The following is a 23,904-nucleotide window of genomic DNA, read 5'->3' on the forward strand; positions in this document are numbered from 1 at the left end:
GCGCCCCGATCAGCGCGTCTTGCCAAGCGTGTCCCTGAACCGCTCGACGGTCGCCTCGATGACCTCGGGGGCCAGCGAGCGGCTGGGGGTATAGACATGAAAGACGTGGTCGCCGCCCTCGATCACCACGGCCCGCTTGTCTGCGCCCGCCGCTGCCTCGATCAGCGCGGGCGTGTATTTGCGATAGGGATCGTCGCTGCCGTTCACGGTCATGAGCGGCCCGTCATAGGCCCGCAGCCCCGCCAGAAGGTCGTGCCGACCCAGGCTGTCGAAGAAGCCCCGTTTCAGCGCCATGGTCCGCCAGCCCAGGTCCAGCCCGACGATGCCGTCCCGTGCCGCCAGATCGAAGGCGCGCTGGCCCAGGCTATCCAGCATGTCGTCATGGTAATTGCCCACGGGTGCCCAGACGACAAGCGACTTGATGGCTTCCGGTTGAGCCGCAGCCAATTCGATGGCGGCTCCTGCACCGAAGGAAAAGCCCATCACGCCGATACGCCCGGCATCGACCTTATCCATCGCGGCCAGCGCCTGCAATGCAATCGCCGCGTCCTCGTTCTGCCGCTCTAATGTGAATGCACCCGTATCACCGTCCGATTTGCCAAAGCCCCGAAAATCGATCCGAAGCGAGGCAATACCATTCCTGGCCAACGCCGTTGCGGTATCGGCGAATATGATGCCGACCTCATCACGGCTGGAACCTAGTCCGTGAAACATCAATACGGCAGGAAATTTTCCGTGTCCTGCCGGTATCTCAACGGTAGCAGCAATGCCTCGGTCGAGGGTCAGCGATAATGTTTCTCCATGAACAGGGACTGCCATCAGGGCAAGAACCGCGCTGGCTGACAATCCTTTGCGCATGGCAACCCTTCAATTGCGGATAATTAACGGCCTTGAAGCTTTGTAGATTTGGTTTGAGCATTCTATTCGACCACAAACTTGCCCTTGGTGATATTGGCCGGTTCATCGTGGTCTTGCACAGTGAACTCAAAGGTGCCGGAGCGGACCGGATAAAAACTGAAGCGTATCGTTCCTGCCTCGTCGCATTGGAGGGTATGAAAACTCAGCCCCTGCATATGAATCTCTTGGCCTTCAACACTGACGACTCTCAGATGCGAGTTCGACAGTAAAGGCACGGACTCGAATTGAAATCCTGTGTCCCCGACATCTTCCGCACAGACGAAATTGAGGCGATAGTATTCATTCTTGGAAAGTTGGAACTCGTCTTGCGATATTGTGGGCTCCCCATTCTCGCCTGCTGAAACCTCAAGAAACAACTCTTCCAATGGGGCGGGCTGTGCTGATGCAGAGAATGTCATGTTGACTGCAAGAAAGGCTATGACGACGAATTCTCCATTCATGCTGCTTCTCCAATTCAAGCTAAGTGGGTAATTTACTTTATAGCCGTGGTCGAAGGGTTAAGGCTTGTGACCTGCCCCCCGGTCGTCCCTCGTTCATAACGAGAGTCCTTGGGGTTGATATTGGTTGGTTTCGGGTGTGGCAAGCGCGCCGGGCGCGGAGCCCTCAGATTGCTCAAGCGCTCGGCGCGCGTCGGACGGGGTCTTGTTGCCCAGCGAGGAATGGGGCCTGACGTTGTTGTAGTCGTAGCGCCAGAGGGCCAGTTTGCGGCGGGCATCAGCCAGGCTGTCGAAGATTTCCTCGTTCAGGCATTCGTCGCGCAGGCTGCCGTTGAAGCTTTCGATGTAGCCATTCTGCTGCGGCTTGCCCGGGTCGATGTAGTGCCATTCGACGCCGTTCGCGTTGGCCCATTTCAGGATGGCCTTGCTGGTGAACTCGGTTCCGTTGTCGCTGACGATGCAAGCGGGCTTGCCGTAAATCCTGACCAGCGCATCCAGTTCCCGTGCCACCCGAGCCCCAGAGATGCTCGTGTCAGCGATCAACGCCAGGTTCTCGCGGCAGCAATCGTCGTTCACAGCCAGAATGCGGAACTTGCGGCAGGCCCCGAACGTGTCGGACAGGAAGTCTAACGACCACCGCTGGTTTGGCCTCAACGGCGCTGGTATTGGCGTCCGGCTACCTCGTGCCCTCTTGCGGCCACGCCTGCGGCGCACCGACAGGCCCTCTTCCCGGTAGATGCGATAGAGCTTCTTCTCGTTCATGATCATGCCCTTGCGCTCCAGCAGGATGCCCACGCGCCGGTAGCCGAACCGCCGGCGCTTCTCGGCAATCTTGTGCATCTCCTCACGGATTTCCGGGTTGTCGGGTGGCCTGTCACGCCGCACCGTCTTCGGATCGACACCGATCAGGACACAGGCCCGACGCTGAGAGATCGGATGATCCTTCATCGCCCGCAGCACCGCGTCCCGCCGTTGCACCGGTGTCGTCAGGGCTTTCCCAAGAGATCCTTCAGAACCACGTTGTCCAGCATGGCATCGGCCAGAAGGCGCTTCAGCTTCGCGTTCTCGTCCTCGAGCTGCTTCAGCCGCTTGGCGTCCGACAGGTCCATCCCGCCATACTTCGCCTTGAGCTTGTAGAACGTCGCGGGGCTCAACCCGTGCTTCCGGCAAAGCTCGGAAGTCGGCAAACCCGCCTCCTGCTCCTTGATCATCCCGATAATCTGCGCCTCGGTGAACCGGCTTTTCCTCATGTCGTCTGCTCCTTCTCAGGTTGGGCAGACTCTACATCACAGCGAGGGAACTTCCGGGGGGCAGGTCAACGGCTTCGAAAACGGAGCGGTGACATGAGCGATCTCTTCTGGCTGACCGACGCGCAGATGGCACGCCTGGCCCCTTTCTTTCCCAAGCCTCATGGTAAGCCTCGGGTCGATGATAGGCGGGTTTTGAGCGGGATTATCTTCATCAATCGCAATGGCTTGCGTTGGCGGGATGCGCCGAAGGAGTATGGTCCGCATAAGACGCTCTACAGCCGGTGGAAGCGGTGGAGCGAGAAAGGCATCTTCGCCCGGATGATGACAGGTCTGGCCGCTGAGCACGGCGAAGAGAAGACCGTGATGATCGACGCGACATATCTCAAGGCCCATCGAACGGCGACCAGCATGGCCGCCAAAAAGGGGGGCGCGGTCGTCTTATCGGTCGAACCAAAGGCGGCATGAACACCAAGCTGCACGCCATCTGCGACAGTCAGGGACGACCGATCGACCTGTTCGTCACCGCCGGACAGGTCAGCGATTACATCGGCGCACGCGCATTGCTCAGCGGCCTACCAAACGTCAAATGGCTGCTCGGGGATCGTGGCTATGACGCAGATTGGTTCAGAGAAGCGTTGCAGGACAAAGGGATACGCGCCTGTATCCCAGGCCGAAAGAAACGCAAGAAGCCGGTCAAGTACGACAAACGCCGATACAAGCGGCGCAATCGCATCGAGATCATGTTCGGAAGACTCAAGGATTGGAGGCGTGTGGCCACCCGATATGACCGGTGCCCGAAGGTCTTCCTTTCGGCCATCGCCCTCGCCGCCCTCGTTATATACTGGTTATGAATCCTGACCCTAGGCCCTGCCTGGATCTGATCGGAGTTTAACAGGCTGCTGAAAAAGGATCTTGAGAGGACGACGCAGCGGAAATCGTTCTGGATCCAGCTAATATCGGCCCGGAGATGGGGTGTCTTCGGCAAATTTGAGGCGGATTTCCCGGTTCCCCGTCCGCGCTGTCCTGTCGCAAGGACTTTTTCAGCAGCCTGTTAGGTAGCAAACGCACCAAATCGTTGACGCAGTGGCCCTCATAGAACATTATATGAACATGATGACCCTGGAGGCCTCCATAGCACAGCACTTTCTTCTCTCCGCGGCGGCACGAACACTTTCGCTCAAGGTGATTTTTTTCCGCTGGCGAGGAGGCCGCCTATCGCCGGTTCTGCCGGCTGCGCTGGCCAGAGACAGACGGCGCGCCGGTCTGTCCGGCCTGCGGATGCGCTGATGTCTATGACCTGACGACCCGTCGGACCCTCACGACATCCGCCACCGCTTCCCGCTTTACGGCGGGCGTTACCACTTTCGCGATGCGACATCCTTCAGGATCGCGTTGTCGAGCATGGCTTTTCGATTCGCGCCGACATGTTCTGGTCTGCAGGGGTGTCGTATGCACGAGCGGTCCTTGAGAAATTCGTGATTGGAGTGCTTGGAGCACCGTAGTTGGACATTTTTTAAAGAGACTCATGGTGTCTGCTTTGAAAATATGCCATCATAAGCGTCATGGCGACCGAAAGATCTCAAAACCTGAAGAAGGTTCTTGATGCAGTACCCACAGGGTATCTGATCGATGCCGCGTGGCTCACCGCGCATGGTGTCGCCTACGAGACCTTTCGCGACTATGTCAAGCGCGGCTGGCTCGAGCGAGTTACCCGAGGCCTTTTCCGTCGCCCGTTTCCGGGCACTTCTGCTTCGGATACGATCGACTGGAAGATCTGCCTGCTCTCAGTCCAGCACATCATGCGCTACGATGTCCATGTCGGTGGCATGACGGCGCTCGCCCAGCAGGGTCACGGTCATTACCTGCGCCTGGGCGGCAACGCCCCGGTATGGGTCTATGGCGAAGCGATACCGAACTGGCTTTCGAAGCTGCCGCTGAACGCGCCGATCGAGACGCGCAGCAGGTCTCTTTTTGGCGATCCGAAGCTGGGCCTTCCCGATGATACCACGGATGCCGGGCAAACCCTTCCTTGGGACTGGCAGCTCAGGATGTCGTCTCCCGAACGGGCAATCCTCGAAGCTATCGATGAGCTGCCCGACCATGAAAGCTTTCACAACCTCGACATGGTATTCGAGAGCCTGACGACGCTGCGCCCGAAGATGCTGTCGGCGCTGCTGTACAGTTGCAGGAAGATCAAGGTGAGGCGGCTGTTCTTCGTCTTCGCTGATCGCCACGGCCACCCATGGCGCAAGCGCCTTGATCCCGAGGAATTCAACCTTGGCAGCGGCGACCGCGCCTTGGTAAAGGGCGGCAGGATACACCCACGGTACCGTATCGTGGTGCCGGAGGAATTCGTAGCGACTGAGGCTGGCGATGGCACGTGAGGATTATGAAATCCAAGTCGCGCTGCTCGTGCGCCTGCTCCCGCATGTCGCGAAGGAAAAGGCATTCGCGCTCAAGGGCGGCACGGCGATCAATCTGTTCTACCGCGATCTGCCCCGCCTGTCGGTCGATATCGATCTGACCTACCTGCCGATCAAGGATCGCCGTGAAAGCCTCACTGAGATTAACGAGGCAATGGATCGCATCGCCGCCGCCATCGAGGGCAGCATAGCCGGTGCGAAGACGCAACGCATCCAAGGCGGGGGAGGCGGTGCCACCCGTGTTCTCGCTCGTCTGGGAAACGCCGAGATCAAGATCGAGACCTCGCCGGTCATGCGTGGCGCCGTCCACGATCCCGAGATGCGCCCGGTGTCAGATGCGGTTGAGGACGAATTCGGTTATGCAGAGATGCAGGTGGTTTCCTTCGAGGACCTGTTCGGAGGCAAATTGCATGCCGCAGTGGACCGCCAGCATCCGCGTGACCTCTATGACATCAAGCTGCTGTACGAGAATGAAGGTCTGACAGAGGATCTGTTCCGGACCTTCCTGATCTACATTGCCTGCTCATCGCGTCCCGCGCATGAACTTCTGAACCCGAACTTTATCGACCTCGACCAGCCCTATACGAAGGAGTTTGAAGGCATGACAAAGGTCCGTGTCAGTCTTGACGACCTGCTCAAAACCCGCAAACGGCTGGTCGCGGACATCCGGTCTCGCCTTGATGAAAAGGCCAGGACGTTTCTCCTGAGCCTGCATGATGGCACGCCCGATTTCGATGCCATCGAACGGCCGCGGGCGGCTGACCTGCCTGCGGTTGGTTGGAAGCTGATCAATCTGGAGAAGCTGAAGAACCACAACCCAGGCAAGCATGCGCAGCAACGTTCTGTACTGGAAGGGCTGTTCAGCTAGCCGCAGTTGTGGTTGTCTTTTCGTTTCGGCGACATCCGGCCGCAGTTCTCCTGTCCGGTCTCCAGCGATAAATACGAGGTGTGACTACTTCGAAAACAGAGTTTCATAAACGATAGCAATGTATTATACTAAGCGACGAGTTTAGGGTCAGGACCCATTGATTTCTGCGAGGCTGCGTGATTCACGGTTCGAAAAACGAGCGGTGAACATGTCTGATCTCTTCTGGTTGACCGACGCCCAGATGGCGCGTCTTGAGCCCTATTTTCCGAAGTCCCACGGCTGTCAATCGGCACGCAACTTTGACCCCCTTTCGGCGCCCAATAATGACCCCGCTTGGTCAGCACGGGTAGCTGGCCCGATGCGGTGTAGCCTCCATACAGCGCAACCGGATCGGGCCAGCGGCGTCTCGGTCATTCCCGCGTCTTGAAGCGCCAGCTCTCGTTGCCGGTCTCGACGATGTCACAGTGATGGGTCAGTCGGTCGAGGAGCGCCGTTGTCATCTTCGCGTCTCCGAAGACGGTCGGCCATTCGCCGAAGTCGAGGTTCGTCGTCACGATGATCGAGGTGCGTTCGTAAAGGCGACTGATGAGGTGGAACAGGAGCTGGCCACCCGTCTGGGCGAACGGCAGATATCCCAACTCGTCGAGGATCAGGAAGTCGAGGCGGCACAGGAGATCCGCAGTGCGTCCCTGTCGGTCGGCGCGGGCTTCGGCGTCCAGCTTGTTCACCAGGTCCACGACGTTGAAGAAGCGGCCGCGCTTGCCACGGCGGATGCAGGCCCGGGCGATGCTGACGGCAAGGTGGGATTTGCCGGTCCCGGTGCCGCCGATGAGGACGACGTTACGCTGATGCTCGAGGAACTCTCCGGAGGCCAGATCGCGCACCAGCGTTTCGTTTACGGGCGTGTCTTCGAAGCTGAACTCGTCGACTTCCTTGGCCAAGGGCAGCTTGGCGATGGTCATCTGGTATTTGATCGAGCGAGCTTGTTTCTCGCTGATCTCGGCGTTCAGCAGGTCGCCCACGATTTGCTGCGGTTCGTGCTGTCGCTTCACCGCCGTGGCGATGATCTCATCGTAGGCGGCCTTCATGCCGTAGAGCTTCAACTGGCCCATCGCGTCCAGCACCTGTGATCTTTCCATGGCGGGGTCTCCTGAGGCTGTCGTAGCGTTTGCAGTCGGCCACGGGCTCGCAGGTCAGGCGCAACGCGTCCGGCGTGGCGATGGTCAACGGAGGTGGTGGCTCGCGATGTCGGGCCAGGATGTTCAGAACGACCGATGCCGCCGGGGCGCCTTCGGTCAGGGCCTCGACGCAGGCAGCCTCGACGGCTTCCAGTCCATCCGTTGGGATCATGCTCAGGATCTGGACCATCTGACGGTCACCGTTCGGCACGCGCCCCAGCTTACGCTGGACGCGTCGTATCGCCGGCGGCAGTTCCCATTCCTTGAAGGGAGCGCCGTTTCGAAGGGCGCCGGGCTTGCGGGCCAGCACCGGGATGTAGTGCAGCGGGTCATAGATGGCCTTGTCGCGCCCGAAGGCGCGGTCGTGCCGGCCGACGATCTTGCCGTCCTGCCAGACCTCGACCCGCTCGGCATAGGCGCGGATCTCGACCGGACGGCCGACGGCGCGACCATCGACCGAGTAGCGGTTCTTGTCGAACCTAACGAGGCAGGTCTTGGACACCGAGGCCGGCACGGCATGGAATCCGTCGAAAGGGCCGACGTAGGGCACCAGGCTCGCCCGCTCATCCTGGAACACGTCCCAGATTGTCCGATCACGCAATTCCTGGTGCGGATGGGCCTTGGCCCAGGCAATACAGCGATCCTGAAGCCAGGCGTTGAGTTCCGCGTAGCTCTTGAAGCGCGGCCGCGGCACGAAGAACCGCCGCCGGACAACGCCAACCTGGTTCTCTACTTGTCCCTTCTCCCAGCCGGACGCGGGGGTGCAGGCGACGGGATCGACAAGGTAGTGTCCGCACATCTGCTGGAACCGGCGATTATACGCGCGGTCGCGGCCGACGAAGATCGTGTCCACCGCCGTCTTCATGTTGTCGTAGATCCCACGCGCACAGGCGCCGCCGAAGAAGGCAAAGGCCTTGTCATGGGCATCGAACACCATTTCCTGCGTCTCTCGCGGGTAGGCCCGGACGAACAGCATCCGGCTATGACAAAGCCGGACGTGAGCCACCTTCACCGTGGTGGTCACGCCGTCGATCAGAACGACCTCGTGACTCCAGTCGAACTGGTAGGCTTCACCCGGATCGAAGCTCAGTGGCACATAGGCGGCGGCTGACGCTTCCTGCTCCGCCTGCGACCACGAAGCCGCATAGCGTCGGACCGCGTCGTAGCCGCCGTCATATCCGAGGGCCCTGAGCTCTTCGAAAATCCGGATGCGGGTCAGCCGCTCGCGCTTCGGCTTGCGCGCATTCGCCGCCAGCATCTCGTCGAGCTTGCCTTTCCAGGGACCGATCTTCGGCTGCGGTTGGACGGTTCGCTCGTAAGTCATCTCCGTTGCGCCGGACCGGATCACCTTCCGAACCGTGTTCCGCGATACCCGCAGCTCTCGGCAGATATGCTTGATCGACTTCTTGTCCTGGAAATACGCCCGGCGGATCTTCGCAATCGTCTCCACAACCAGCATCCCACACTGTGCCCCCCGATAGCCTCGGAGGCATCATGACCATCAGCGTAAGGGGGGTCATTTTTGGAAGCCGATTACCCCGTTACGGGGTCAATTTTGCACGCCGGTTCACAATTCGGGGCTCGTTCGGCGAGATCAGCGGCGCGCATGTCTCAGAGGCAACGGCGCTCTGGCTTCAGACGATGGTCCCGCTCACCGTCGGTGACACCGTCGAGCTGCAGGGGTATTTCCGAGTCGCGGACGGCTATTTCGCCGCCGACCAGACGTCCTTTTGGGGCGCGAAGATCGGCTGAAGGAGGTGGTCAAACGAGCTGAGGACGGCTTCAGCACCTTGATCGTGACGATGGACACGAACCCTTGCCGAGCATTAGGCTCAGGACTCATAGCCAATAAATGACGAGCGCCGCGAGTGCGATGGCGGAGAGGAAGACCTTTGGGCATCTGTCGTATCGGGTCGCCACACGTCGCCAATCCTTGAGCCTGCCGAACATGATCTCGATGCGATTGCGCCGTTTGTAGCGTCGCTTGTCGTATTTCACGGGCGTCTTGCGCTGCTTTCGGCCGGGGATGCAGGTGCGTATCCCTTTGTCTTTCAACGCGTCTCTGAACCAGTCGGCGTCATAGCCCCGGTCCCCGAGCAGCCATTCCACGTTTGGCAAGCTACCCAGCAAAGCCCGTGCGCCGATGTAGTCGCTGACCTGCCCGGCGGTGACGAAAAGATTGAGTGGGCGTCCCTGACTGTCACAGACGGCGTGCAGCTTGGTGTTCATGCCGCCCTTCGTTCGGCCAATCAGGCGTCCACGCCCCCCTTTTTCGCGGCCATGCTGGTCGCGGTTCGGTGGGCTTTGAGATAAGTCGCGTCGATCATGACCGTCTTTTCCTCGCCGTGATCGGCTGCCAGGCCAGCCATCATCTGCGCAAAGATGCCCTTGTCGCTCCACCGCTTCCATCGGTTGTAGAGCGTCTTGTGGGGGCCGTATTCCGCAGGCGCATCGCGCCAACGCAACCCATTGCGATTGATGAAGATAATCCCGCTCAAGACACGCCGATCATCGACGCGGGGTTTGCCGTGGGACTTCGGAAAATAGGGCTCAAGACGCGCCATCTGGGCGTCGGTCAACCAGAAGAGATCAGACATGTTCACCGCTCGTTTTTCGAACCGTGAATCACGCAGCCTCGCAGAAATCAATGGGTCCTGACCCTAGATCCCATGATCGCGGGACACGGCTTCATTTCTCCTGGGAAGAGACGGAACCTCCGATCAAAGGCTTCCTTGTGGTGGCGATGATCAAAGAAATGTGAAACCCTTGTCCCTGCAAGCGGGTTTTGCGTCGAGTCGAAGCCATCGGCGCCCGATCGAATCCAAATGAGAAAGGGACGCATGTCACAGATAAGCTCACCCGAACCGTCGACCCCCGACGCCAGCATCGAGGCCCTGCCGCCGCCCGAGGGCCCGACCCAGGTTATCGTGACCGATTACGAGATCGGTCAGGACAATATCGAAGGTGTCAAGCCGGTCGCGTTCGACATCCACAACCCGGTTTTCATGATCTCCGGCGTCGCGGTGGTGCTCTTTACCGCGGCCACGCTGCTGTTCCCCTCGGTCCTGGGGCCGTTCTTCGGCGGATTGCGCGAGGTGGTCACCAGCAATTTCGATTGGTTCTTCCTGATCGCCGGCAATGTCTTCGTGCTGCTGTGCCTTGGCCTGATCCTGTCGCCGCTGGGCTCGGTCCGGCTGGGCGGTCCCGAGGCCACGGCGGATTTCTCCCTGACCGGCTGGTTCTCCATGCTCTTTGCCGCCGGCATGGGCATCGGCCTGATGTTTTACGGCGTCAGCGAGCCGCTGGGGCATTTCACCGCCGCCTTGGGCGGGCCGGTGGTCGAGAACGGCGTGCGCACCGATTGGGCGCCGCTGGACGGTGCGCCGGGGGACGAGTTGGGCGCGCGGCGTCTGGCGATGGCCGCGACGATCTTTCACTGGGGCCTGCACCCTTGGGCGATCTACGCGGTGGTGGCCCTGGCCCTGGCGCTGTTTGCCTACAACAAGGGACTGCCGCTGACACTGCGCTCGGTCTTCTATCCAATCCTGGGGGAACGGGTCTGGGGCTGGCCGGGCCATGTCGTGGATGTGCTGGCAGTGATGGCGACGCTGTTCGGGCTGGCCACCTCGCTGGGGATCGGCGCAGAGCAGGCATCGGCGGGTTTCCATTTCTTGTTCGGCTGGAGCACCGCGATAACCGCCAAGATCGTCCTGATCGTCATCATCACGGGAGTGGCCACAGCCTCGGTGGTGCTGGGCGTCGAGAAAGGCGTCAAGCGCCTGTCCGAGATCAATATGGTGCTGGCGGTCCTGCTGCTGCTCTTCGTGATCCTCGCCGGGCCGACCGGGCAGATCCTGACGGGGTTCTTCGGCAACCTGGCCGCCTATGGCGCCAAGATCCTGCCGCTGTCCAACCCGTTCGGGCGCAGCGACGACAACTTCCGTCACGGCTGGACGGCCTTCTATTGGGCTTGGTGGATCAGTTGGTCGCCCTTTGTCGGCATGTTCATCGCCCGGGTGTCGCGCGGGCGCACCGTGCGGCAGTTCCTGACCGCGGTGCTGATCGTGCCCTCGCTGATCTCGGTGCTGTGGATGACGGCCTTTGGCGGCACTGCGATTTCCGAGACGCTGGCGGGCTTCACGGGCGTCACGGACGCGGCTTTGGAACTGCAGCTGTTCCAAATGCTGTCGCAACTGCCGCTGACCGCGATCTCGAGCTTCATCGGCATCGTTCTGGTGATCGTATTCTTCGTCACCTCCTCGGATTCCGGTTCGCTGGTGATCGACACCATCGCGGCGGGCGGCAAGATCCACGCCCCGGTGCCGCAGCGCATCTTCTGGTGCAGCTTCGAGGGACTGGTCGCCATCGCCCTGCTTCTGGGCGGCGGGCTCACGGCCCTGCAGGCGATGGCGGTCTCGACCGGGCTGCCCTTCACGCTGGTGCTGCTGGGCGCCTGCTGGGCCATCGTCAAGGGCCTGCTGGGTGAAAAGCGGGAACTGGCCTGAGGTTGAAACGACGCTGAATGGGCGGACAGGCGTCCGCCCATTTCCGTTGACCGCATCGCGCTGCAGTTCGAAGTTGTCGCCAGAGCGTGAGGCACCCTTTCTTTCAAATGGTTCAGGTCACCTGAAGCAAGTTTCATTCAGTCAGCAGTTCGGACAACCTTGCCTCTCAACCCTTACCTCACGCCGGCCCGCAGCAGCACGGTGACGGCGCTGTCGAAATGTTCATCGATGGCGGCTTCGGCGCGGCCGGGATCCTGGACGAGGATCGCGGTTGCGATGCGTTCGTGGCAGCGGATGTTCTCCTGCCGGTTCTCATGGGTCGCGCGCGAGCGCCAGCCGATCGCCCAGGTCTGCCGGGTAACCACGCGGAAACTGTCCACGAGGATGCAGGATGGCAATGGCATCGTGGCACTTGCGGGTGTCATAGGCACCATCTGCGGTGACACTTCCGATCTGCTCATCCTCCGGGATCTGGCTGAGCAGGTCGGGTAGAACCGGTGCGTCACCGATATGGCTCCCGGTGATTTCGACGGCGCGGACCCACGCTGTTGACCTGGGCCGAGAAGCAGGGCATCGCCCTGACCTACGTCCAGCCCGGCAAGCCCCAGCAGAACGCTTAGGGCGTGTTGACAAAAGGGATTCACCGGGCGCGGTGATCGTGATTCAAGCTGGTATCTGCAATGGAGACCAGCGTGGCACGAAACCTGATGTCGAACGACGAGTGGGCGTTCTTTGAACGCTTCATCCTGGCTGTCCGTTCTCCGAACGGCCGCAAGCCCACGAACCATCGGCTTGTTCTGGATGGGATTTTCTGGATCGCCCGAACGGGGTCGCCCTGGCGCGACCTGCCGGAAGAGTTCGGCAAATGGTCGTCTGTCTATCGGCAGTTCCGGCGCTGGACGTTGGCGGGGCTGTGGGAACAGATCCTGGAGGCGCTGAACGAGAGCCGGATCGTGCCGGATGCGCTGCAGATGATCGACAGCACCGTGGTTCGCGCTCATCATCAGGCAGCGGGCGCAAAAGGGGGACTCCGCGCCAAGGTTTCGGCCGCTCGCGAGGTGGCTTCACGACCAAGATCCATCTGCGGGTCAATGCGGCAGGCCTGCCCATGAGAACCGAGATCACGGCCGGGCAGACATCGGACTACCTCGGCTTCGATCTGGTCATGGCTGACAACCTGCCCGAGCCAAGCGTTCTGCTCGCAGACCGCGGCTACGACTCCGACAACATCCGCAAGACCATGGAGGTGCGCGACGTGGTGCCGGTCATCCCCATGCGCAAAACCCGGAAGCTACGGGTCGCCGTTGACCGCAGGCTCTACCGCCTGCGCAATCTCGTTGAGCGGTGCTTCAACAAGCTCAAGAATGCCCGTCGCGTCGCCACCCGCTACGACAAGACCGCCGAAAGCTTCCTGGGCTTCATCGACATCACGTCGATCCGCCTCTGGCTCCGCCATTTGTCAACATGACCTAGAGCTTTCGAAAATTTGTAGCGCTCGGCACCTTGCTTGGAAAGCCGAGCGGCACCGCTGCCAAAGCTGCAACCCGAGGCCGACAGCCCCGGCCAGCGTGGCGCTGGAGGATGGCGACGCTCCGAGGCGCCCCGCCGAGCAGGATCGGCTCGGTCAGGGCGCGATGCACCGGGACCGAGAAGCCTGGAACCGCGTCCAGTTGTTCCAGCCCGGCAGACATCACACCAGCGCCCCGCCGCCGAAGCTGAAGAAGGACAGGAAGACGCCGGAGGCCGCGAAGGCAATGGAGATGCCGAAGACGATCTGGATCAGGCGCCGGAAGTCGCCGCCTGTGTCCCCGAAGGCCAGGGTCAGCCCGGTGACGATGATGATGATCACTGCCACGATCTTCGCCACCGGTCCTTCGACCGAATCGAGGATAGATTGCAGCGGCGCTTCCCAGGGCATCGAGGAACCGGCAGCATGTGCGGCCGGAGCGATGAACAGACTGACATAGGCAGCGGTCGCGGCCATCGCGGTGCGATGGCGGAGGCGCAGGGCAGGACGGATCATTCTGGTTCTCCAGTGTTTTCTGTCGTGTCGGTATCGGGAATGACGGAGGCGATGCGGTAGTCGCCATCCGGGCCGAGGCCTTCCACGCGGGCGAGTTCGACCAGCGGGCGGGATGCACCACGGCCGGCAAGCACGGCGATAAGATCGATGGTCTCGGCGATCAGGGCGCGCGGCACCGGTGACGACGGCCTCCTGGATCAGCTGTTCGAGCCGCCGCAATGCGCCGATCCCGGATCCGGCATGGATGGTGCCGATGCCGCCGGATGGCCGGTCGCCCAGGCTTTGAGCAGGTCGAGGACCTCGGCACCGCGCACCTCGCCGATCGGGATGCGGTCGGGGCGCAGGCGCAGCGAGGACCGGACCAGATCGGACAGCGTAGCGACACCATCCTTGGTGCGCATGGCGACAAGGTTGGGCGCAGCGCATTGCAGTTCGCGGGTGTCCTCGATGATCCGTCCGCGGAAGAAATGCCAGGTCGAGATGCCCCCAGAGCACCCCTGTTACGCCTGACTCCGAGGTGACCTCGCTGATTTCGACCTGACCTCCGGGTACTTCGGATGGAAGGTGTTAGGCAATTCGGCAAGGAACCCGCCGGACAGGGAGGTCATGATGCCGATGCGCAGAATTCCGGTTGCGCCCTTCTTGAAGTTTCGGGCGCTGTCGACCGCCCGAAGGAGCGTGGTCATTCCGCGCTCGGTATCCTCCACGAACCTGGCTCCGGCAGGGGTGAGGTGGGCTCCAGTCGCGTCGCGCTCGAAGAGCTGGAAACACCGCCTTCGCCCCAGGAGGCTGACGCGGCGGTTGACGGTCGTGTACGATAGATCGAGGCTCTCGGCCGCCGCGCTGAAGCTGCCGAGGCGCGCGACGAGGATCGCATAGTGGAGAAAGCGGAGATCGAGGGCGATGTCAGGCATAATGAGCCTCGTGCGATGGGCGCAATAGATCGTTCTGGACTGCAAGCTCCACGGAACTGGGCTGATGGAAGCGCCACTTGGTCTGAGGATTTCTGGCTTAGAGCCAGGTAGAAAAAGGCTTTAGCGGGCGCAGCAGCGCCCGCTGATCGAACACAGTACTGACTATCCAGGAAATAGACCGCCTCAGCATTCCCCTTACGATGCACACAAAAGAAAAGTCAGCTTCCGTCGCGGTCATGGACCGTGTCGAAGAACAGGTCGCGCCAGTCGTCGGTATCGCTGGCGATCAGCCCGACCCGCGCCATGAAGTTCACATAGGGCAGCAGGCGCTCGGGCGTGGTCGTCCATTTGGTCTGCGGATCCTGGATCAGGGCGACGATCTCTTCCTGGGTCAGGTTCGTGCTCTCGGCCCCGGCCCAGATCTGCGCAGCCTCTTCGGGGTTTTCCTTGATGAAGGCGATGCTTTCCTCAAGCGCGGCCATGAGCGCTCCGACGACCTGGGGGTTTTTCTCGACGAAATCGTTCTTGGCCCAGAGGACCGTGAAGGTGTGGGGACCGTCCAGGACGTCGTAGCTGTCGAGAATCTTGCGGGCCTGCCCATCCTTCACCTCCTGGTTCTGGAAGGGTGGTGAGCCGAAATGGGCGTTGATCTCGGACTGGCCGCCCAGAAGGGTGAGTTGCGCATCGGGATGGCCCATCGAGACCGTGTAGGTATCGAGGTCGGCATGCTTGCCTTCGCCCAGATATTTCTCGGCCGCCATCTGCAGGGTGATGGCCTGGATCGAGGTCTTGACCGCGGGCAGGGCAATCTTGTCGCCTTGCGAGAAATCGGCGATCGATTCGATCTCGGGATCGGTGGTGACAAGATGCAGCGGCATCGATGACAGGGCGGCTACGCCCTTGATCGTGAGGTTGTTCTGCGTCCGCGCCCAGATCGTCAGCATCGGCGTGGTGCCGCCTGCAGCGATATCCAGATTGCCCGACAGCAGTGCCTCGTTCATGCCCGAACCGCCGGTGAAGCGAAGCCATTCGGTGGTGACATCCACGCCGGCCTCTTTCGCGTGCTTTTCCAGCAGGCCCTGTTCCTGCACCAGAGTCAGCGGCATGTAGCCGATGCCGAACTGCCGGGCCAGCCGGACATTGACGGTCTCGGCGACCGACGGCAATGCCCCGAAAACCGAGATGGCTGTGCCAAGCGCGGCGGCCAGCTTGAAGTGTTTCATGTCTCTCTCTCCCTGAAGCTACGGATTCCCTGTCCGTGAAAAGCCCGCCCCTTTCGGGGCAGGCGGCTGTTCGATGTCAGTGCTGCACGCCCCAGCGCTGGATGGTGTAGCGCTCGACGGTGCGGAAGATCAGGTTCTCCACGATCAGGCCGATGACGATGACGGTCAGCAGGCCGGCGAAGACCTTGGGGATGTCCAGCAGGTTCTTGTTCTCGAAGATGAACCAGCCGAGACCGCCCGAGCCGGAGCTGACGCCGAACACCAGCTCGGCCGCGATCAGCGTCCGCCAGGCGAAGGCCCAGCCGATCTTCAGCCCGGTGAGGATGCTGGGGAAGGCGGCCGGGATCAGGATCTTCGTGATGAAGCCGAAGCCTTTCAGACCGTAGTTCCGGCCGACCATCTTCAGCGTCCTGCTGACGCCCAGAAAGCCGGAATGGGTGTTCAGCGCGATGGCCCAGGTGACCGAATGAACCAGCACGAAGACCAGACTGGCATTGCCGAGCCCGAACCAGATCAGCGCCAGCGGCAAGAGCGCGATGGCCGGCAGCGGGTTGAACATCGAGGTCATGGTTTCGAGGAAGTCCGTCCCGATCCGCGATGCCATCGCCAGCGCGGTCAGCGCGGCGGCCAGCGCAATGCCGATGACATAGCCGGTCAGCAGGACCTTGACCGACACCCACGCCGCCGCGGGCAGGGTGCCGTTCATCAGCGAGCTGAAGAAGGCGCCGGCCGTGGCCGTGAAGGTCGGGAACAGCAGATCGTTGTTCAGAATCCGGCCGTAGATTTCCCAGATGCAGGCCAGCACGACCAGGATGAACAGCTTGCGCAGCCACGGCTCGCCATAGAGCGTCTGGAAAAGCGAGAGCGGCTGTTCGACGATATCCAGTTCGCCCCCCTCGACCTCGTCGTGATAGATCTCGGGGCGGTCGGTGGCGGCGCCGGGGCGATGGGGCATGACGCGGGCGGTTGCTTCAGGCATGTTCCACCTCCTCGGGTTCGTGGGCGAAAAGCATCTGGTGGATATGGCGCTCCAGCTCGGCGGCCTCTTTCGGATCCGTGGTGCTGTTCAGCTCGGCCTTGACCCGGCCCGGATGCGGAGACAGCAGCAGGATGCGGCTGCCGACCTTGATCGCCTCGGCGATGGAATGGGTGACGAACAGCACGGTGAAGCGGGTATCGTCCCAGAGCTTCAGCAACTCGTCCTGCATCTTGCGCCGGGTCAGGGCGTCCAGCGCGGCGAAGGGTTCGTCCATCAGCAGGATGTCGGGCTCCATTGCCATGCCCCGCGCGATGGCGACGCGCTGCTTCATCCCGCCCGACAGCATGTGCGGATGGCTGTTGGCGAATTTGCCCAGGCCCACCTTCTCGACATATTCCATCGCCTTTTCCTCGGCCTGACGGCGCGGCATGCCCTTGGCGTTCTGCAAGGCGAAGGCGACGTTCTGCTTGACCGTCTTCCACGGCAGAAGCTGGTCGAATTCCTGGAACACCATCATCCGGTCGGGGCCGGGCTGGGTGATCTTGCGGCCCTTCAGCGTCATTTCGCCCTCGGTGGGGGTGATATAGCCGCCGACGGCCTTCTGAAGTGTGGACTTCCCGCAGCCCGACGGCCCGAGCAGGATGAAACGGTCACCCTGATGGACATCGAAGCTGACGCGATAGGTTGCCGTGATCAGATGATGTGGCGTCTTGTACTGAATTGTGACGCCACGAACGGCAAGCAGCGGATCCTGTTGCTGCATGTCTCCTCCCTGCGGTTTCTGGCACGCGGCCCGATACGGGTCGCCCTGATGCTGGCTGCTCCCCCGGAAAGAGGGGAATGGGGTCGATAGCGGTTCCTGCATTCCTCCTTGCAGGTCAGGCGGCGCCCCTGAGACAGCGCATAGCGCCGGTCAGCACATGGGCCACCTCGTGGGAACACTCTATGTGAAAATTTTACTGCCACAAAAACATTAATTCTTATATGTAATGAAAGGTAAATTTACCATAGATCCCTGCGCCGGCAGGTGAGGAACAAGGATTATCCTTACCTGACAACTGGTTGATGGCGGTATCGGGGTAGGGGCAGTCATCTATCCTGCTCCCTTTCGGTTCGGCTGCGGGGCAGGGTGCTGGTCAACAGGAACAACTTGCCGCGGAGCCCGCCTATCGTCGTCTGCGACCTGTTTTGCTGTGTGGATTGGTTGATTTCGCGGGCGCCGGCGCGCGCATTTCATGGCGGCTCGCATCAGATCATAAATTTTACTTACATAACTATTTAGTATTAGTTCCTTTATGTTAGATAATATCGAGTATACGGTGACAGCACGAGACGAGCCAACAGGTGTGCTGTGAGCGAGATTACAAAGACAATGGAGGTTTCGGTCTGGCGCGGATCGGGAGATCAGGGCGCCTACGAGACCTTCTCGGTGCCAGCCCAGGACAATCAGACCGTACTCGATGTCGTCAGCTGGATTCAGCAGACCGTCGATCCGTCCCTGACCTATCGCTATGCCTGCCGCGTGGGCATGTGCGGTTCCTGCGCGATGATGGTCAACGGCCAGCCGCGCTGGACCTGCCGGACCCATGTCAAGCGTGTGCTGGCGGATGGCAAGCTGCAGATCGGTCCGCTGCGGAACCTGCCGGTGATCAAGGATCTGGCGGCGGATATGGATCCGTTCTTCGACAAATGGGTGAAGGCCGGCGGCGTTCACAAGCCCAGCCGCAGCCGCGCCGAACCGATTCAGGAGGTCAGCCCGGAGGAGCCCGGCCGCGTCGTCGCGAATACCGCGATCGAATGCATCAACTGTGCGGTCTGCTATGCCTCCTGCGATACGGTCGCGGGCAATCCCGATTACCTCGGCCCGGCGGCGCTGCAACGCGCCTGGACGCTCTATAACGACGTGAAGGTGGAGGACCGGCAGGCCGTCCTCGACACCGTGACCGGGCCGGGTGGCTGCATGAACTGCCATTCGCAGGGCAGCTGCACGCGCTTCTGCCCGAACGAACTCGATCCGCTGAGTGCCATCGCCGGGCTCAAGCGCGCCGCCGCGCGGTCGTTCCTGAAGGGGAGGGGATGATGCTCAATCTTCATTACTACATGGCGCAGCGGCTGAGCGCGATGGTCATGGGGCTGCTGGTGCTGGGGCATCTCGCCGTCATGATCTACGCCATCCAGGGGGGCCTCAGCAGCGCGGAGATATTGTCTCGCACACAAGGCAGCATCGCCTGGTTCCTGTTCTATGGTGCCTTCGTCGTCGCGGTATCCATCCACGCGGCAATCGGCCTGCGCGTCATCCTGCATGAGACGACCGGATTGCGGGGCCGCCTTCTTGAGATATTCACCTGGGGCGTCGGGATCGTCCTTCTGTTCATGGGGGCGCGCGCCGTTTCGGCCGTGACGATGCTGTGATGATGAAGCCGCATCGCAAACACCCGCTCTGGCTGGCCTATATGCTGCACCGGCTGTCGGGGCTGGCCCTGGCCCTGTTCCTGCCCGCGCATTTCTATGTGCTGTCGCTGGCGCTGACGCGGCCGCAGCAGCTGGACCGCTTCCTGAGCTTCGCCGACAACCCGCTGGTGAAATTCGCGGAATTCGGGCTGGTCTTCCTGTTGGCCGCACATTTCTTCGGCGGGCTGCGCCTGCTGGCGCTGGAGTTCCTGCCCTGGTCGCCGCGGCAGAAAAGCCTCGCGGCGGCAACGATTGCCGGCGCCTTCCTGATCTCCGGAACCTTTCTTCTGCGGGCGGTGTGAACCATGCCATTGAAATTCGACATCGAACGGGACGAAACCGACATCCTGATCCTCGGTTCGGGCGGGGCGGGGCTGTTCGCGGCGCTGCATGCCCAGCAAAGCGCGCCGCCGGGCACGCGGATCACGCTGGCCGTCAAGGGGCTGGTCGGCAAATGCGGCTGCACGCGCATGGTGCAGGGCGGCTATAACGTCGCGCTTGGCGGCGGCGATACGGTCGAGCGGCATTTCATGGACACGATCAACGGCGGCAAGTGGCTGCCAAACCAGGACATGGCCTGGCGGTTGTGCGAACAGGCCGTCGTCCGCATCCGCGAGTTGGAAAACGAGATCGGCTGCTTCTTCGACCGCAATCCCGACGGCACACTGCATCAAAAGGCTTTTGCTGGCCAGACCGCCGACCGCACCGTCCACAAGGGCGACCTGACCGGCATCGAGATCATCAGCCGGCTGATGGAGCAGGTGCTGGCCCGCCCGATCCGCAAGCTGCAGGAACACCGCGCCATCGGGCTGATCCCGACCGCGGACGGGGCCTCGCTGGCGGGGGTGCTGTTCATCGACATGCGGACAGGCCGGTTCCGCTTCGTGCGCGCCAAATGCGTGATGATGGGCACCGGCGGCGGCCCGACCATGTACAAGTATCACACACCCTCGGGCGACAAGACCATGGACGGGCTGGCCATGGCGCTGCGCATCGGCCTGCCGCTGCGCGACATGGAGATGGTGCAGTTCCACCCCACGGGCCTGCTGGCGGGCGACCATACCCGCATGACCGGCACCGTGCTCGAGGAGGGACTACGTGGCGCCGGCGGTCAGCTGCTGAATGCCCGTGGCGACCGCTTCATGTTCGACTATGACGCACGCGGCGAGCGGGCCACGCGCGACGTGGTCAGCCGCGGTATCTATGCCGAGATGCGCAAGAACAACGATCCTGCGCAAGTCGGCATGTTCATTTCCATGAGCCACCTCGGCCCCGAGAACGTGCGCAAGAAATTCGCAGGCATGGTCAAGCGCTGCGCCGACAGCGGCTTTGACCTGGCCGCGGGCAAGGTCGAGGTGGTGCCGACCGCGCATTACTTCATGGGCGGCGTTGTCGTTGATCCCGATACACGCACCGAGATGGAGGGGCTTTATGTCGCGGGCGAGGATGCCGGCGGCGCGCATGGCTCGAACCGTTTGGGCGGCAATGGCGTGGCGAACTCGACCGTCTTCGGCGGCATCGCCGGCGACGTGATGGGCGCCGACATTCGCCGCATGGGTGCGCTGCGCGATCCCGACGAAACCGTGTTGGCGGCCGAGGTCGCGCGCGCCTGCCATCCGTTCTCGCGCACGGCGGCGCCGATCCAGCCGCTGCGCCACAAGCTGCAGGAGGCGATGTGGGAGGATGTCGGCGTCATGCGCACCGGCGCCGGCCTGCAGCGCGGCCAGAAGCGCATCGCCGAGATCCGGGACGAGCTGATGCAGACCGGAGTCGATCCGTCGAACCTGGCCTTCAACCTGACCTGGCACGACTGGCTGAACCTGGCCTCGCTGGTCGAGGTGTCCGAGGTCATCGCGCGGGCGGGCGAGTTGCGCGAGAACTCTCGCGGCGCGCATTTCCGCGAAGATTTCCCCGAAAGCGGCGATCTTGAGACCTCGTATTTCACTCTCGCGCGGAAGAAGGGCGACGACCTGACGCTGAGCCGCGAACAGGTGCAGTTCACCATCGTCCGCCCTGGGGAAACGATCCTGCCCGCGCATGAACCCGAAACGCTCGTTGCAACCCAGTGAGAGGGGCCGGGCGCGCGTCCCGGCACAGGAGGAAGCTGACGTGATACCGATCAACCTGATCCAGTCCACCGCCGAGGATCTCATGGCCAAGGCCGCCATCGAGATTCCCGACGATTACCTGCAGGGACTACAGGCGGCCGCAAAGACCGAGGACGGCGACCTGTCGTCCTTCGTCCTGCAGGCGATGCTGGAGAATTACGAGGCTGCCAAGCAGGACCGCCGTGCGATGTGCGGCGACACCGGAACACCGCGCTGGTATGTCAAGATGGGCAACGACACCCGCATCGAGGGTGGTCCCATCGCGCTGGAGGAGGCGCTGCGCCGCGCCACCGCCAACGCCACGAACGGCGTGCCCCTGCGGCCGAACCGGGTGCATCCGCTGTGGCGCACCGACCACAACAACAATGTCGGCATCGGCGCGCCCGAGATCGAATATGGCTATGAGCCCGGCGGCGAGTGGATCGACCTGATCACCGTCCACAAGGGCGGGCTGTTCGGTACCGATTACCGGATGCTGTTCCCCTCGGACGGCATCCAGGGGATCAAGCGGTTCTACCTTGACAGCCTGGTGGCCTTCGGCAAGCGCGGGCTGGCTTGCCAGCCGGCGATCATCGGCATCGGGCTGGGCGGTTGCAAGGACACCTGCATGGTGCTGGGCAAGCGCGCCGCCTGCCTGCGCACGGTGGGCGACCGCAACAGCGATCCGCGCATCGCTGCGCTGGAGGAAGAATTCAAGGAACTCGGCAATTCCATCGGCATGGGTGCGATGGGCTTTGTTGGCAAGAACATGGTGATCGATACCCATATCGAGGTCGGCTACTGCCATACCGGCGGCATGCAGATGTCGGTCCATGCCTTCTGCCTGTCCTCGCGCCGCGCCGTGGCCCGCATCCATCCCGATGGGCGGGTCGAGCATCGCACCGATCCCGACTGGTTTACCCCCTATCAACGCCGCGAGACCGTCGGCTGGGACATCGCGATGGAGGCCGCCGAATGAAACCGCGTGAAGTCATCCTTTCCACCACCCCCACGCCCGAGGAGATCGCCGCGCTGCGCATGGGCGACATCGTCTATCTGAACGGGCTGATGTATACTGCGCGCGAAGGCGTCTATATGCGCGCGCTGGAGGACAAGGCGAACATCCCGATGGAACTGCCGTCGCAGAGCGCGGCGAATTTCCATTGCTCGCCCGCCGCGACCATCCGCGAGGATGGCAGCTTCGACATGGGCGCCGTCACCGCCACGGCCAGCTTCCGCTTTGCCAAATGGCTGCCCGAGTGGATGGCCAAGACCGGCGCCAAGCTGATCATCGGCAAGGGCGGCATGTCGTCCAGGGACTACAAGGAATATTTCGTCCCGAACGGTGCCATCTACCTGTCCACCGTGGGTTACGGCACCGGCGCGCTTCTGGGCCGCGGGGTCGAGAATGTCGAGGCCGTGCACTGGAATGAGGAACTCGGCCTGGCCCAGGCGATGTGGGTGATCCGCTGCAACCGGATGGGGCCGTTCCTGGTGGCCTCGGACCTGGAAGGCAACTGCCTGTTCGAACGCGAGAACGCCAAGATCGCCGAGAACCTGGAGCGCGTCTACGAAGGCACCAAGCCTGCCGTCCTGAAGCGGTTCGGCGAGACCGATGACCGCCGGGATGAACTCATCGGATGAAGCAGTTTGCTCTTGCTATGCCATCCATAGCGCGGCTGCTGTTCCCCGGCATTCTCTCGGCTGTCACGGTAGCGCTGGCCGCACGCTTCCTTTCGGATCACTATGGCGCGCCGATCATGCTTATGGCCCTGCTGCTCGGCATGGCCTTCACTTTTTTGGCTGAACCGGACTCCTCGACCGCGGCTGGCATCGAGTTCGCCGCAAAGAAGCTTCTGCGTTTCGGTGTCGCTCTGCTGGGCCTCGGTATCACGGTTCAGCAGATCGCAGCAGCGGGGCTGGGTGTCGTCTTCATTACCTTTGCCGGCGTCGGGCTGACCATCGCTGCGGGCGTGATCTTGTCCCGACTGTTCGGCCGCTCGCTGTCCTTCGGCCTGCTGACGGGCGGCGCAGTTGCGATTTGCGGTGCCTCGGCGGCTCTGGCGATCTCGTCGGTGCTCCCCAAGGACGATCCCAATCACGAGCGCGACACCATCTTCACGGTCATTGCCGTCACCGCGCTGTCAACACTGGCGATGATCGTCTATCCGATGGTCGGTGCGGCACTCGGCATGTCCGAACATGCGATGGGGGTCTTTTTCGGAGCCACCATCCACGACGTGGCACAGGTCGTTGGCGCCGGCTATTCCGTCTCAGACGAGACCGGGGCGACCGCCACCTTCGTCAAGCTGCTGCGCGTCGCGCTGCTGGTCCCGGTCGTCGTCACAATCTCGCTATTGTTTGGCAAGAGCCGCGCGCCCGGCCAGTCGCTGCCGATTCCTTTCTTCGTGATCGGCTTTGCCGCGCTGGTGCTGATCGGCAGCGCCAAGCTCATCCCGCCCGAAGTGACGGCGTTGTTGCTTGAACTGTCCCGTTGGTGCCTGGTCACCGCCATCGCCGCGCTCGGAATGAAAACCTCGCTGAAAAAGCTGGGCGAGGTCGGCGGCACCGCGATCGGCATCGTCTGCTGCCTGACCGTGCTGCTGGCTGTCTTCGCGCTGGTCACCATCCACCTGCTTCATTTCTGA

23 protein-coding genes and 6 pseudogenes are annotated in these 23,904 nt (G+C 62.0%); 14 read left to right on the top strand and 15 right to left on the bottom strand.

Translation table 11 applies throughout. The features are described 5' to 3' along the window. Positions 1 to 9: 9 nt before the first annotated feature. The 3 genes from E3U26_RS14565 to E3U26_RS14575 all read right to left on the bottom strand — a co-directional run bounded on the left by E3U26_RS14565 (position 10) and on the right by E3U26_RS14575 (position 2,605). Positions 10 to 858 carry an alpha/beta hydrolase family protein gene (locus E3U26_RS14565; RefSeq protein WP_028714614.1) on the bottom strand — a complete coding sequence of 283 codons (849 nt, stop codon included), beginning with the start codon at positions 856 to 858 and terminating at the stop codon, positions 10 to 12. Positions 859 to 920: 62 nt separating this feature from the next. Continuing rightward, positions 921 to 1,358 (bottom strand): hypothetical protein, encoded by a 438-nt coding sequence (locus E3U26_RS14570; protein WP_010399057.1) that lies wholly within the window; start codon positions 1,356 to 1,358, stop codon positions 921 to 923. A 93-nt stretch (positions 1,359 to 1,451) separates the two neighbouring features. Then, positions 1,452 to 2,605 (bottom strand): IS3-like element ISPfe1 family transposase gene (locus E3U26_RS14575; protein ID WP_114537220.1). Its coding sequence is split into 2 segments (ribosomal slippage): positions 1,452 to 2,359 and positions 2,359 to 2,605, totalling 1,155 coding nucleotides; the frame shifts between segments, so codons are not numbered across the junction. A gap of 93 nt (positions 2,606 to 2,698) precedes the next feature. Here E3U26_RS14575 and E3U26_RS14580 point away from each other — a divergent pair. From E3U26_RS14580 to E3U26_RS14595, 4 genes and pseudogenes are all read left to right on the top strand, one after another. Beyond that, positions 2,699 to 3,456, top strand: a protein-coding gene (locus tag E3U26_RS14580) for an IS5 family transposase (protein ID WP_499106296.1) whose coding sequence is annotated in 2 segments (ribosomal slippage) — positions 2,699 to 3,023 and positions 3,023 to 3,456 — 759 coding nt in all. Because the reading frame shifts where the segments join, the coding sequence is not laid out codon by codon here. Between the two features lie 280 nt (positions 3,457 to 3,736). Next, a pseudogene (locus tag E3U26_RS14585) lies at positions 3,737 to 3,953 on the top strand (transposase); the annotation flags it as partial. 214 nt (positions 3,954 to 4,167) lie between these two features. After that, the gene (locus E3U26_RS14590) at positions 4,168 to 4,989 is read left to right on the top strand and encodes a type IV toxin-antitoxin system AbiEi family antitoxin (RefSeq protein ID WP_028717448.1); all 822 of its coding nucleotides are present in this window, start codon (positions 4,168 to 4,170) and stop codon (positions 4,987 to 4,989) included. Next, complete coding sequence (locus E3U26_RS14595; RefSeq protein ID WP_499106297.1) at positions 4,979 to 5,896, top strand: nucleotidyl transferase AbiEii/AbiGii toxin family protein; 918 nt, start codon at positions 4,979 to 4,981, stop codon at positions 5,894 to 5,896. The genes E3U26_RS14590 and E3U26_RS14595 overlap by 11 nt, the downstream gene beginning before the upstream one ends. A 410-nt stretch (positions 5,897 to 6,306) precedes the next feature. Here the strand turns inward: E3U26_RS14595 and istB are convergent, their stop codons facing one another. Further along, positions 6,307 to 7,035: an IS21-like element ISPkr1 family helper ATPase IstB gene (gene istB / locus E3U26_RS14600; RefSeq protein ID WP_024843951.1), complete on the bottom strand. Its 729-nt coding sequence runs from the start codon at positions 7,033 to 7,035 to the stop codon at positions 6,307 to 6,309. Next, positions 6,965 to 8,533: an IS21 family transposase gene (istA, locus tag E3U26_RS14605; RefSeq protein ID WP_028717560.1), complete on the bottom strand. Its 1,569-nt coding sequence runs from the start codon at positions 8,531 to 8,533 to the stop codon at positions 6,965 to 6,967. The genes istB and istA overlap by 71 nt, the downstream gene beginning before the upstream one ends. A gap of 113 nt (positions 8,534 to 8,646) precedes the next feature. Here istA and E3U26_RS14610 point away from each other — a divergent pair. Beyond that, positions 8,647 to 8,826: pseudogene (locus E3U26_RS14610) on the top strand (DUF2793 domain-containing protein); the annotation flags it as partial. Between the two features lie 87 nt (positions 8,827 to 8,913). Here the strand turns inward: E3U26_RS14610 and E3U26_RS14615 are convergent. Further along, positions 8,914 to 9,671 (bottom strand): IS5 family transposase gene (locus tag E3U26_RS14615; RefSeq protein ID WP_114669055.1). Its coding sequence is split into 2 segments (ribosomal slippage): positions 8,914 to 9,347 and positions 9,347 to 9,671, totalling 759 coding nucleotides; the frame shifts between segments, so codons are not numbered across the junction. Between the two features lie 243 nt (positions 9,672 to 9,914). Here E3U26_RS14615 and E3U26_RS14620 point away from each other — a divergent pair. Further along, positions 9,915 to 11,579, top strand: coding sequence for a BCCT family transporter (locus E3U26_RS14620; RefSeq protein ID WP_010400693.1), 1,665 nt, complete (start codon positions 9,915 to 9,917; stop codon positions 11,577 to 11,579). 173 nt (positions 11,580 to 11,752) lie between these two features. On the opposite strand, the gene E3U26_RS14625 is transcribed toward E3U26_RS14620, so the two are convergent. Together E3U26_RS14625 and E3U26_RS14630 are read right to left on the bottom strand one after the other, a co-directional pair. Next, positions 11,753 to 12,040: an FCD domain-containing protein gene (locus E3U26_RS14625; RefSeq protein ID WP_116222477.1), complete on the bottom strand. Its 288-nt coding sequence runs from the start codon at positions 12,038 to 12,040 to the stop codon at positions 11,753 to 11,755. Then, positions 11,973 to 12,128: pseudogene (locus tag E3U26_RS14630) on the bottom strand (transposase); the annotation flags it as partial. The pseudogene E3U26_RS14630 and the gene E3U26_RS14625, both read right to left, overlap by 68 nt. Positions 12,129 to 12,286: 158 nt before the next feature. On the opposite strand from E3U26_RS14630, the pseudogene E3U26_RS14635 reads away from it, so the two are divergent. Then, positions 12,287 to 13,047 (top strand): annotated as a pseudogene (locus tag E3U26_RS14635) (IS5 family transposase). A 63-nt stretch (positions 13,048 to 13,110) separates the two neighbouring features. On the opposite strand, the pseudogene E3U26_RS14640 reads toward E3U26_RS14635, so the two are convergent. The 7 genes and pseudogenes from E3U26_RS14640 to E3U26_RS14670 form a co-directional block, all read right to left on the bottom strand. Next, positions 13,111 to 13,270: pseudogene (locus E3U26_RS14640) on the bottom strand (VirB3 family type IV secretion system protein); the annotation flags it as partial. Further along, positions 13,270 to 13,602, bottom strand: a complete 333-nt coding sequence (locus tag E3U26_RS14645) for a TrbC/VirB2 family type IV secretion system protein (protein WP_499106298.1) — start codon at positions 13,600 to 13,602, stop codon at positions 13,270 to 13,272. The pseudogene E3U26_RS14640 and the gene E3U26_RS14645, both read right to left, overlap by 1 nt. Beyond that, positions 13,599 to 14,054, bottom strand: a pseudogene (locus tag E3U26_RS14650) (ATPase, T2SS/T4P/T4SS family); the annotation flags it as partial. The gene E3U26_RS14645 and the pseudogene E3U26_RS14650, both read right to left, overlap by 4 nt. Before the next feature lie 48 nt (positions 14,055 to 14,102). Beyond that, entirely contained in the window at positions 14,103 to 14,516 is a 414-nt protein-coding gene (locus E3U26_RS14655) for a LysR family transcriptional regulator (protein WP_499106299.1), read from the bottom strand. Between the two features lie 218 nt (positions 14,517 to 14,734). Further along, complete coding sequence (locus tag E3U26_RS14660; protein ID WP_036759403.1) at positions 14,735 to 15,739, bottom strand: ABC transporter substrate-binding protein; 1,005 nt, start codon at positions 15,737 to 15,739, stop codon at positions 14,735 to 14,737. Positions 15,740 to 15,815: 76 nt separating this feature from the next. Further along, positions 15,816 to 16,718 carry an ABC transporter permease gene (locus E3U26_RS14665; RefSeq protein WP_036759404.1) on the bottom strand — a complete coding sequence of 301 codons (903 nt, stop codon included), beginning with the start codon at positions 16,716 to 16,718 and terminating at the stop codon, positions 15,816 to 15,818. Beyond that, positions 16,711 to 17,481: an ABC transporter ATP-binding protein gene (locus E3U26_RS14670; protein WP_036759405.1), complete on the bottom strand. Its 771-nt coding sequence runs from the start codon at positions 17,479 to 17,481 to the stop codon at positions 16,711 to 16,713. Before E3U26_RS14670 ends, E3U26_RS14665 begins: the two co-directional genes overlap by 8 nt. 609 nt (positions 17,482 to 18,090) lie before the next feature. Here E3U26_RS14670 and E3U26_RS14675 point away from each other — a divergent pair. Genes E3U26_RS14675 through E3U26_RS14705 form a run of 7 tightly spaced genes read left to right on the top strand, consistent with a single transcriptional unit; the run spans position 18,091 to position 23,904 of the window. Further along, positions 18,091 to 18,798, top strand: coding sequence for a succinate dehydrogenase/fumarate reductase iron-sulfur subunit (locus E3U26_RS14675; protein WP_499106300.1), 708 nt, complete (start codon positions 18,091 to 18,093; stop codon positions 18,796 to 18,798). Then, positions 18,798 to 19,130, top strand: a complete 333-nt coding sequence (locus tag E3U26_RS14680) for a succinate dehydrogenase (protein WP_499106353.1) — start codon at positions 18,798 to 18,800, stop codon at positions 19,128 to 19,130. The genes E3U26_RS14675 and E3U26_RS14680 overlap by 1 nt, the downstream gene beginning before the upstream one ends. After that, on the top strand, positions 19,130 to 19,471 hold the full coding sequence (gene sdhC, locus E3U26_RS14685; RefSeq protein WP_140848093.1) for a succinate dehydrogenase, cytochrome b556 subunit: 342 nt from the start codon (positions 19,130 to 19,132) through the stop codon (positions 19,469 to 19,471). Before E3U26_RS14680 ends, sdhC begins: the two co-directional genes overlap by 1 nt. Before the next feature lie 3 nt (positions 19,472 to 19,474). After that, entirely contained in the window at positions 19,475 to 21,238 is a 1,764-nt protein-coding gene (locus E3U26_RS14690; protein ID WP_499106301.1) for an L-aspartate oxidase, read from the top strand. Positions 21,239 to 21,278: 40 nt separating this feature from the next. Beyond that, positions 21,279 to 22,235 (top strand): fumarate hydratase, encoded by a 957-nt coding sequence (locus E3U26_RS14695; RefSeq protein ID WP_499106302.1) that lies wholly within the window; start codon positions 21,279 to 21,281, stop codon positions 22,233 to 22,235. Continuing rightward, positions 22,232 to 22,900: a fumarate hydratase C-terminal domain-containing protein gene (locus E3U26_RS14700; protein WP_036759411.1), complete on the top strand. Its 669-nt coding sequence runs from the start codon at positions 22,232 to 22,234 to the stop codon at positions 22,898 to 22,900. The genes E3U26_RS14695 and E3U26_RS14700 overlap by 4 nt, the downstream gene beginning before the upstream one ends. Continuing rightward, entirely contained in the window at positions 22,897 to 23,904 is a 1,008-nt protein-coding gene (locus tag E3U26_RS14705; RefSeq protein ID WP_499106303.1) for a YeiH family protein, read from the top strand. The genes E3U26_RS14700 and E3U26_RS14705 overlap by 4 nt, the downstream gene beginning before the upstream one ends.

Origin of the sequence: Paracoccus ferrooxidans (assembly GCF_029909815.1) — a bacterium.
Taxonomy (GTDB): Bacteria; Pseudomonadota; Alphaproteobacteria; order Rhodobacterales; family Rhodobacteraceae; genus Paracoccus; species Paracoccus versutus.

Excerpts from the sequence above, each read along its gene's own strand:
- E3U26_RS14570 (WP_010399057.1), bottom strand. The coding sequence starts at position 1,358 with ATGAATGGAGAATTCGTCGTCATAGCCTTTCTTGCAGTCAACATGACA.
- istB (WP_024843951.1), bottom strand. The coding sequence starts at position 7,035 with ATGGAAAGATCACAGGTGCTGGACGCGATGGGCCAGTTGAAGCTCTAC.
- E3U26_RS14655 (WP_499106299.1), bottom strand. The coding sequence starts at position 14,516 with ATGCCTGACATCGCCCTCGATCTCCGCTTTCTCCACTATGCGATCCTC.
- E3U26_RS14680 (WP_499106353.1), top strand. The coding sequence starts at position 18,798 with ATGCTCAATCTTCATTACTACATGGCGCAGCGGCTGAGCGCGATGGTC.
- E3U26_RS14590 (WP_028717448.1), top strand. The coding sequence starts at position 4,168 with ATGGCGACCGAAAGATCTCAAAACCTGAAGAAGGTTCTTGATGCAGTA.
- E3U26_RS14660 (WP_036759403.1), bottom strand. The coding sequence starts at position 15,739 with ATGAAACACTTCAAGCTGGCCGCCGCGCTTGGCACAGCCATCTCGGTT.
- E3U26_RS14565 (WP_028714614.1), bottom strand. The coding sequence starts at position 858 with ATGCGCAAAGGATTGTCAGCCAGCGCGGTTCTTGCCCTGATGGCAGTC.
- E3U26_RS14705 (WP_499106303.1), top strand. The coding sequence starts at position 22,897 with ATGAAGCAGTTTGCTCTTGCTATGCCATCCATAGCGCGGCTGCTGTTC.
- E3U26_RS14620 (WP_010400693.1), top strand. The coding sequence starts at position 9,915 with ATGTCACAGATAAGCTCACCCGAACCGTCGACCCCCGACGCCAGCATC.
- E3U26_RS14665 (WP_036759404.1), bottom strand. The coding sequence starts at position 16,718 with ATGCCTGAAGCAACCGCCCGCGTCATGCCCCATCGCCCCGGCGCCGCC.
- E3U26_RS14595 (WP_499106297.1), top strand. The coding sequence starts at position 4,979 with ATGGCACGTGAGGATTATGAAATCCAAGTCGCGCTGCTCGTGCGCCTG.
- sdhC (WP_140848093.1), top strand. The coding sequence starts at position 19,130 with ATGATGAAGCCGCATCGCAAACACCCGCTCTGGCTGGCCTATATGCTG.
- E3U26_RS14670 (WP_036759405.1), bottom strand. The coding sequence starts at position 17,481 with ATGCAGCAACAGGATCCGCTGCTTGCCGTTCGTGGCGTCACAATTCAG.
- E3U26_RS14690 (WP_499106301.1), top strand. The coding sequence starts at position 19,475 with ATGCCATTGAAATTCGACATCGAACGGGACGAAACCGACATCCTGATC.
- E3U26_RS14625 (WP_116222477.1), bottom strand. The coding sequence starts at position 12,040 with ATGAGCAGATCGGAAGTGTCACCGCAGATGGTGCCTATGACACCCGCA.
- E3U26_RS14675 (WP_499106300.1), top strand. The coding sequence starts at position 18,091 with ATGGAGGTTTCGGTCTGGCGCGGATCGGGAGATCAGGGCGCCTACGAG.
- istA (WP_028717560.1), bottom strand. The coding sequence starts at position 8,533 with ATGCTGGTTGTGGAGACGATTGCGAAGATCCGCCGGGCGTATTTCCAG.
- E3U26_RS14645 (WP_499106298.1), bottom strand. The coding sequence starts at position 13,602 with ATGATCCGTCCTGCCCTGCGCCTCCGCCATCGCACCGCGATGGCCGCG.
- E3U26_RS14700 (WP_036759411.1), top strand. The coding sequence starts at position 22,232 with ATGAAACCGCGTGAAGTCATCCTTTCCACCACCCCCACGCCCGAGGAG.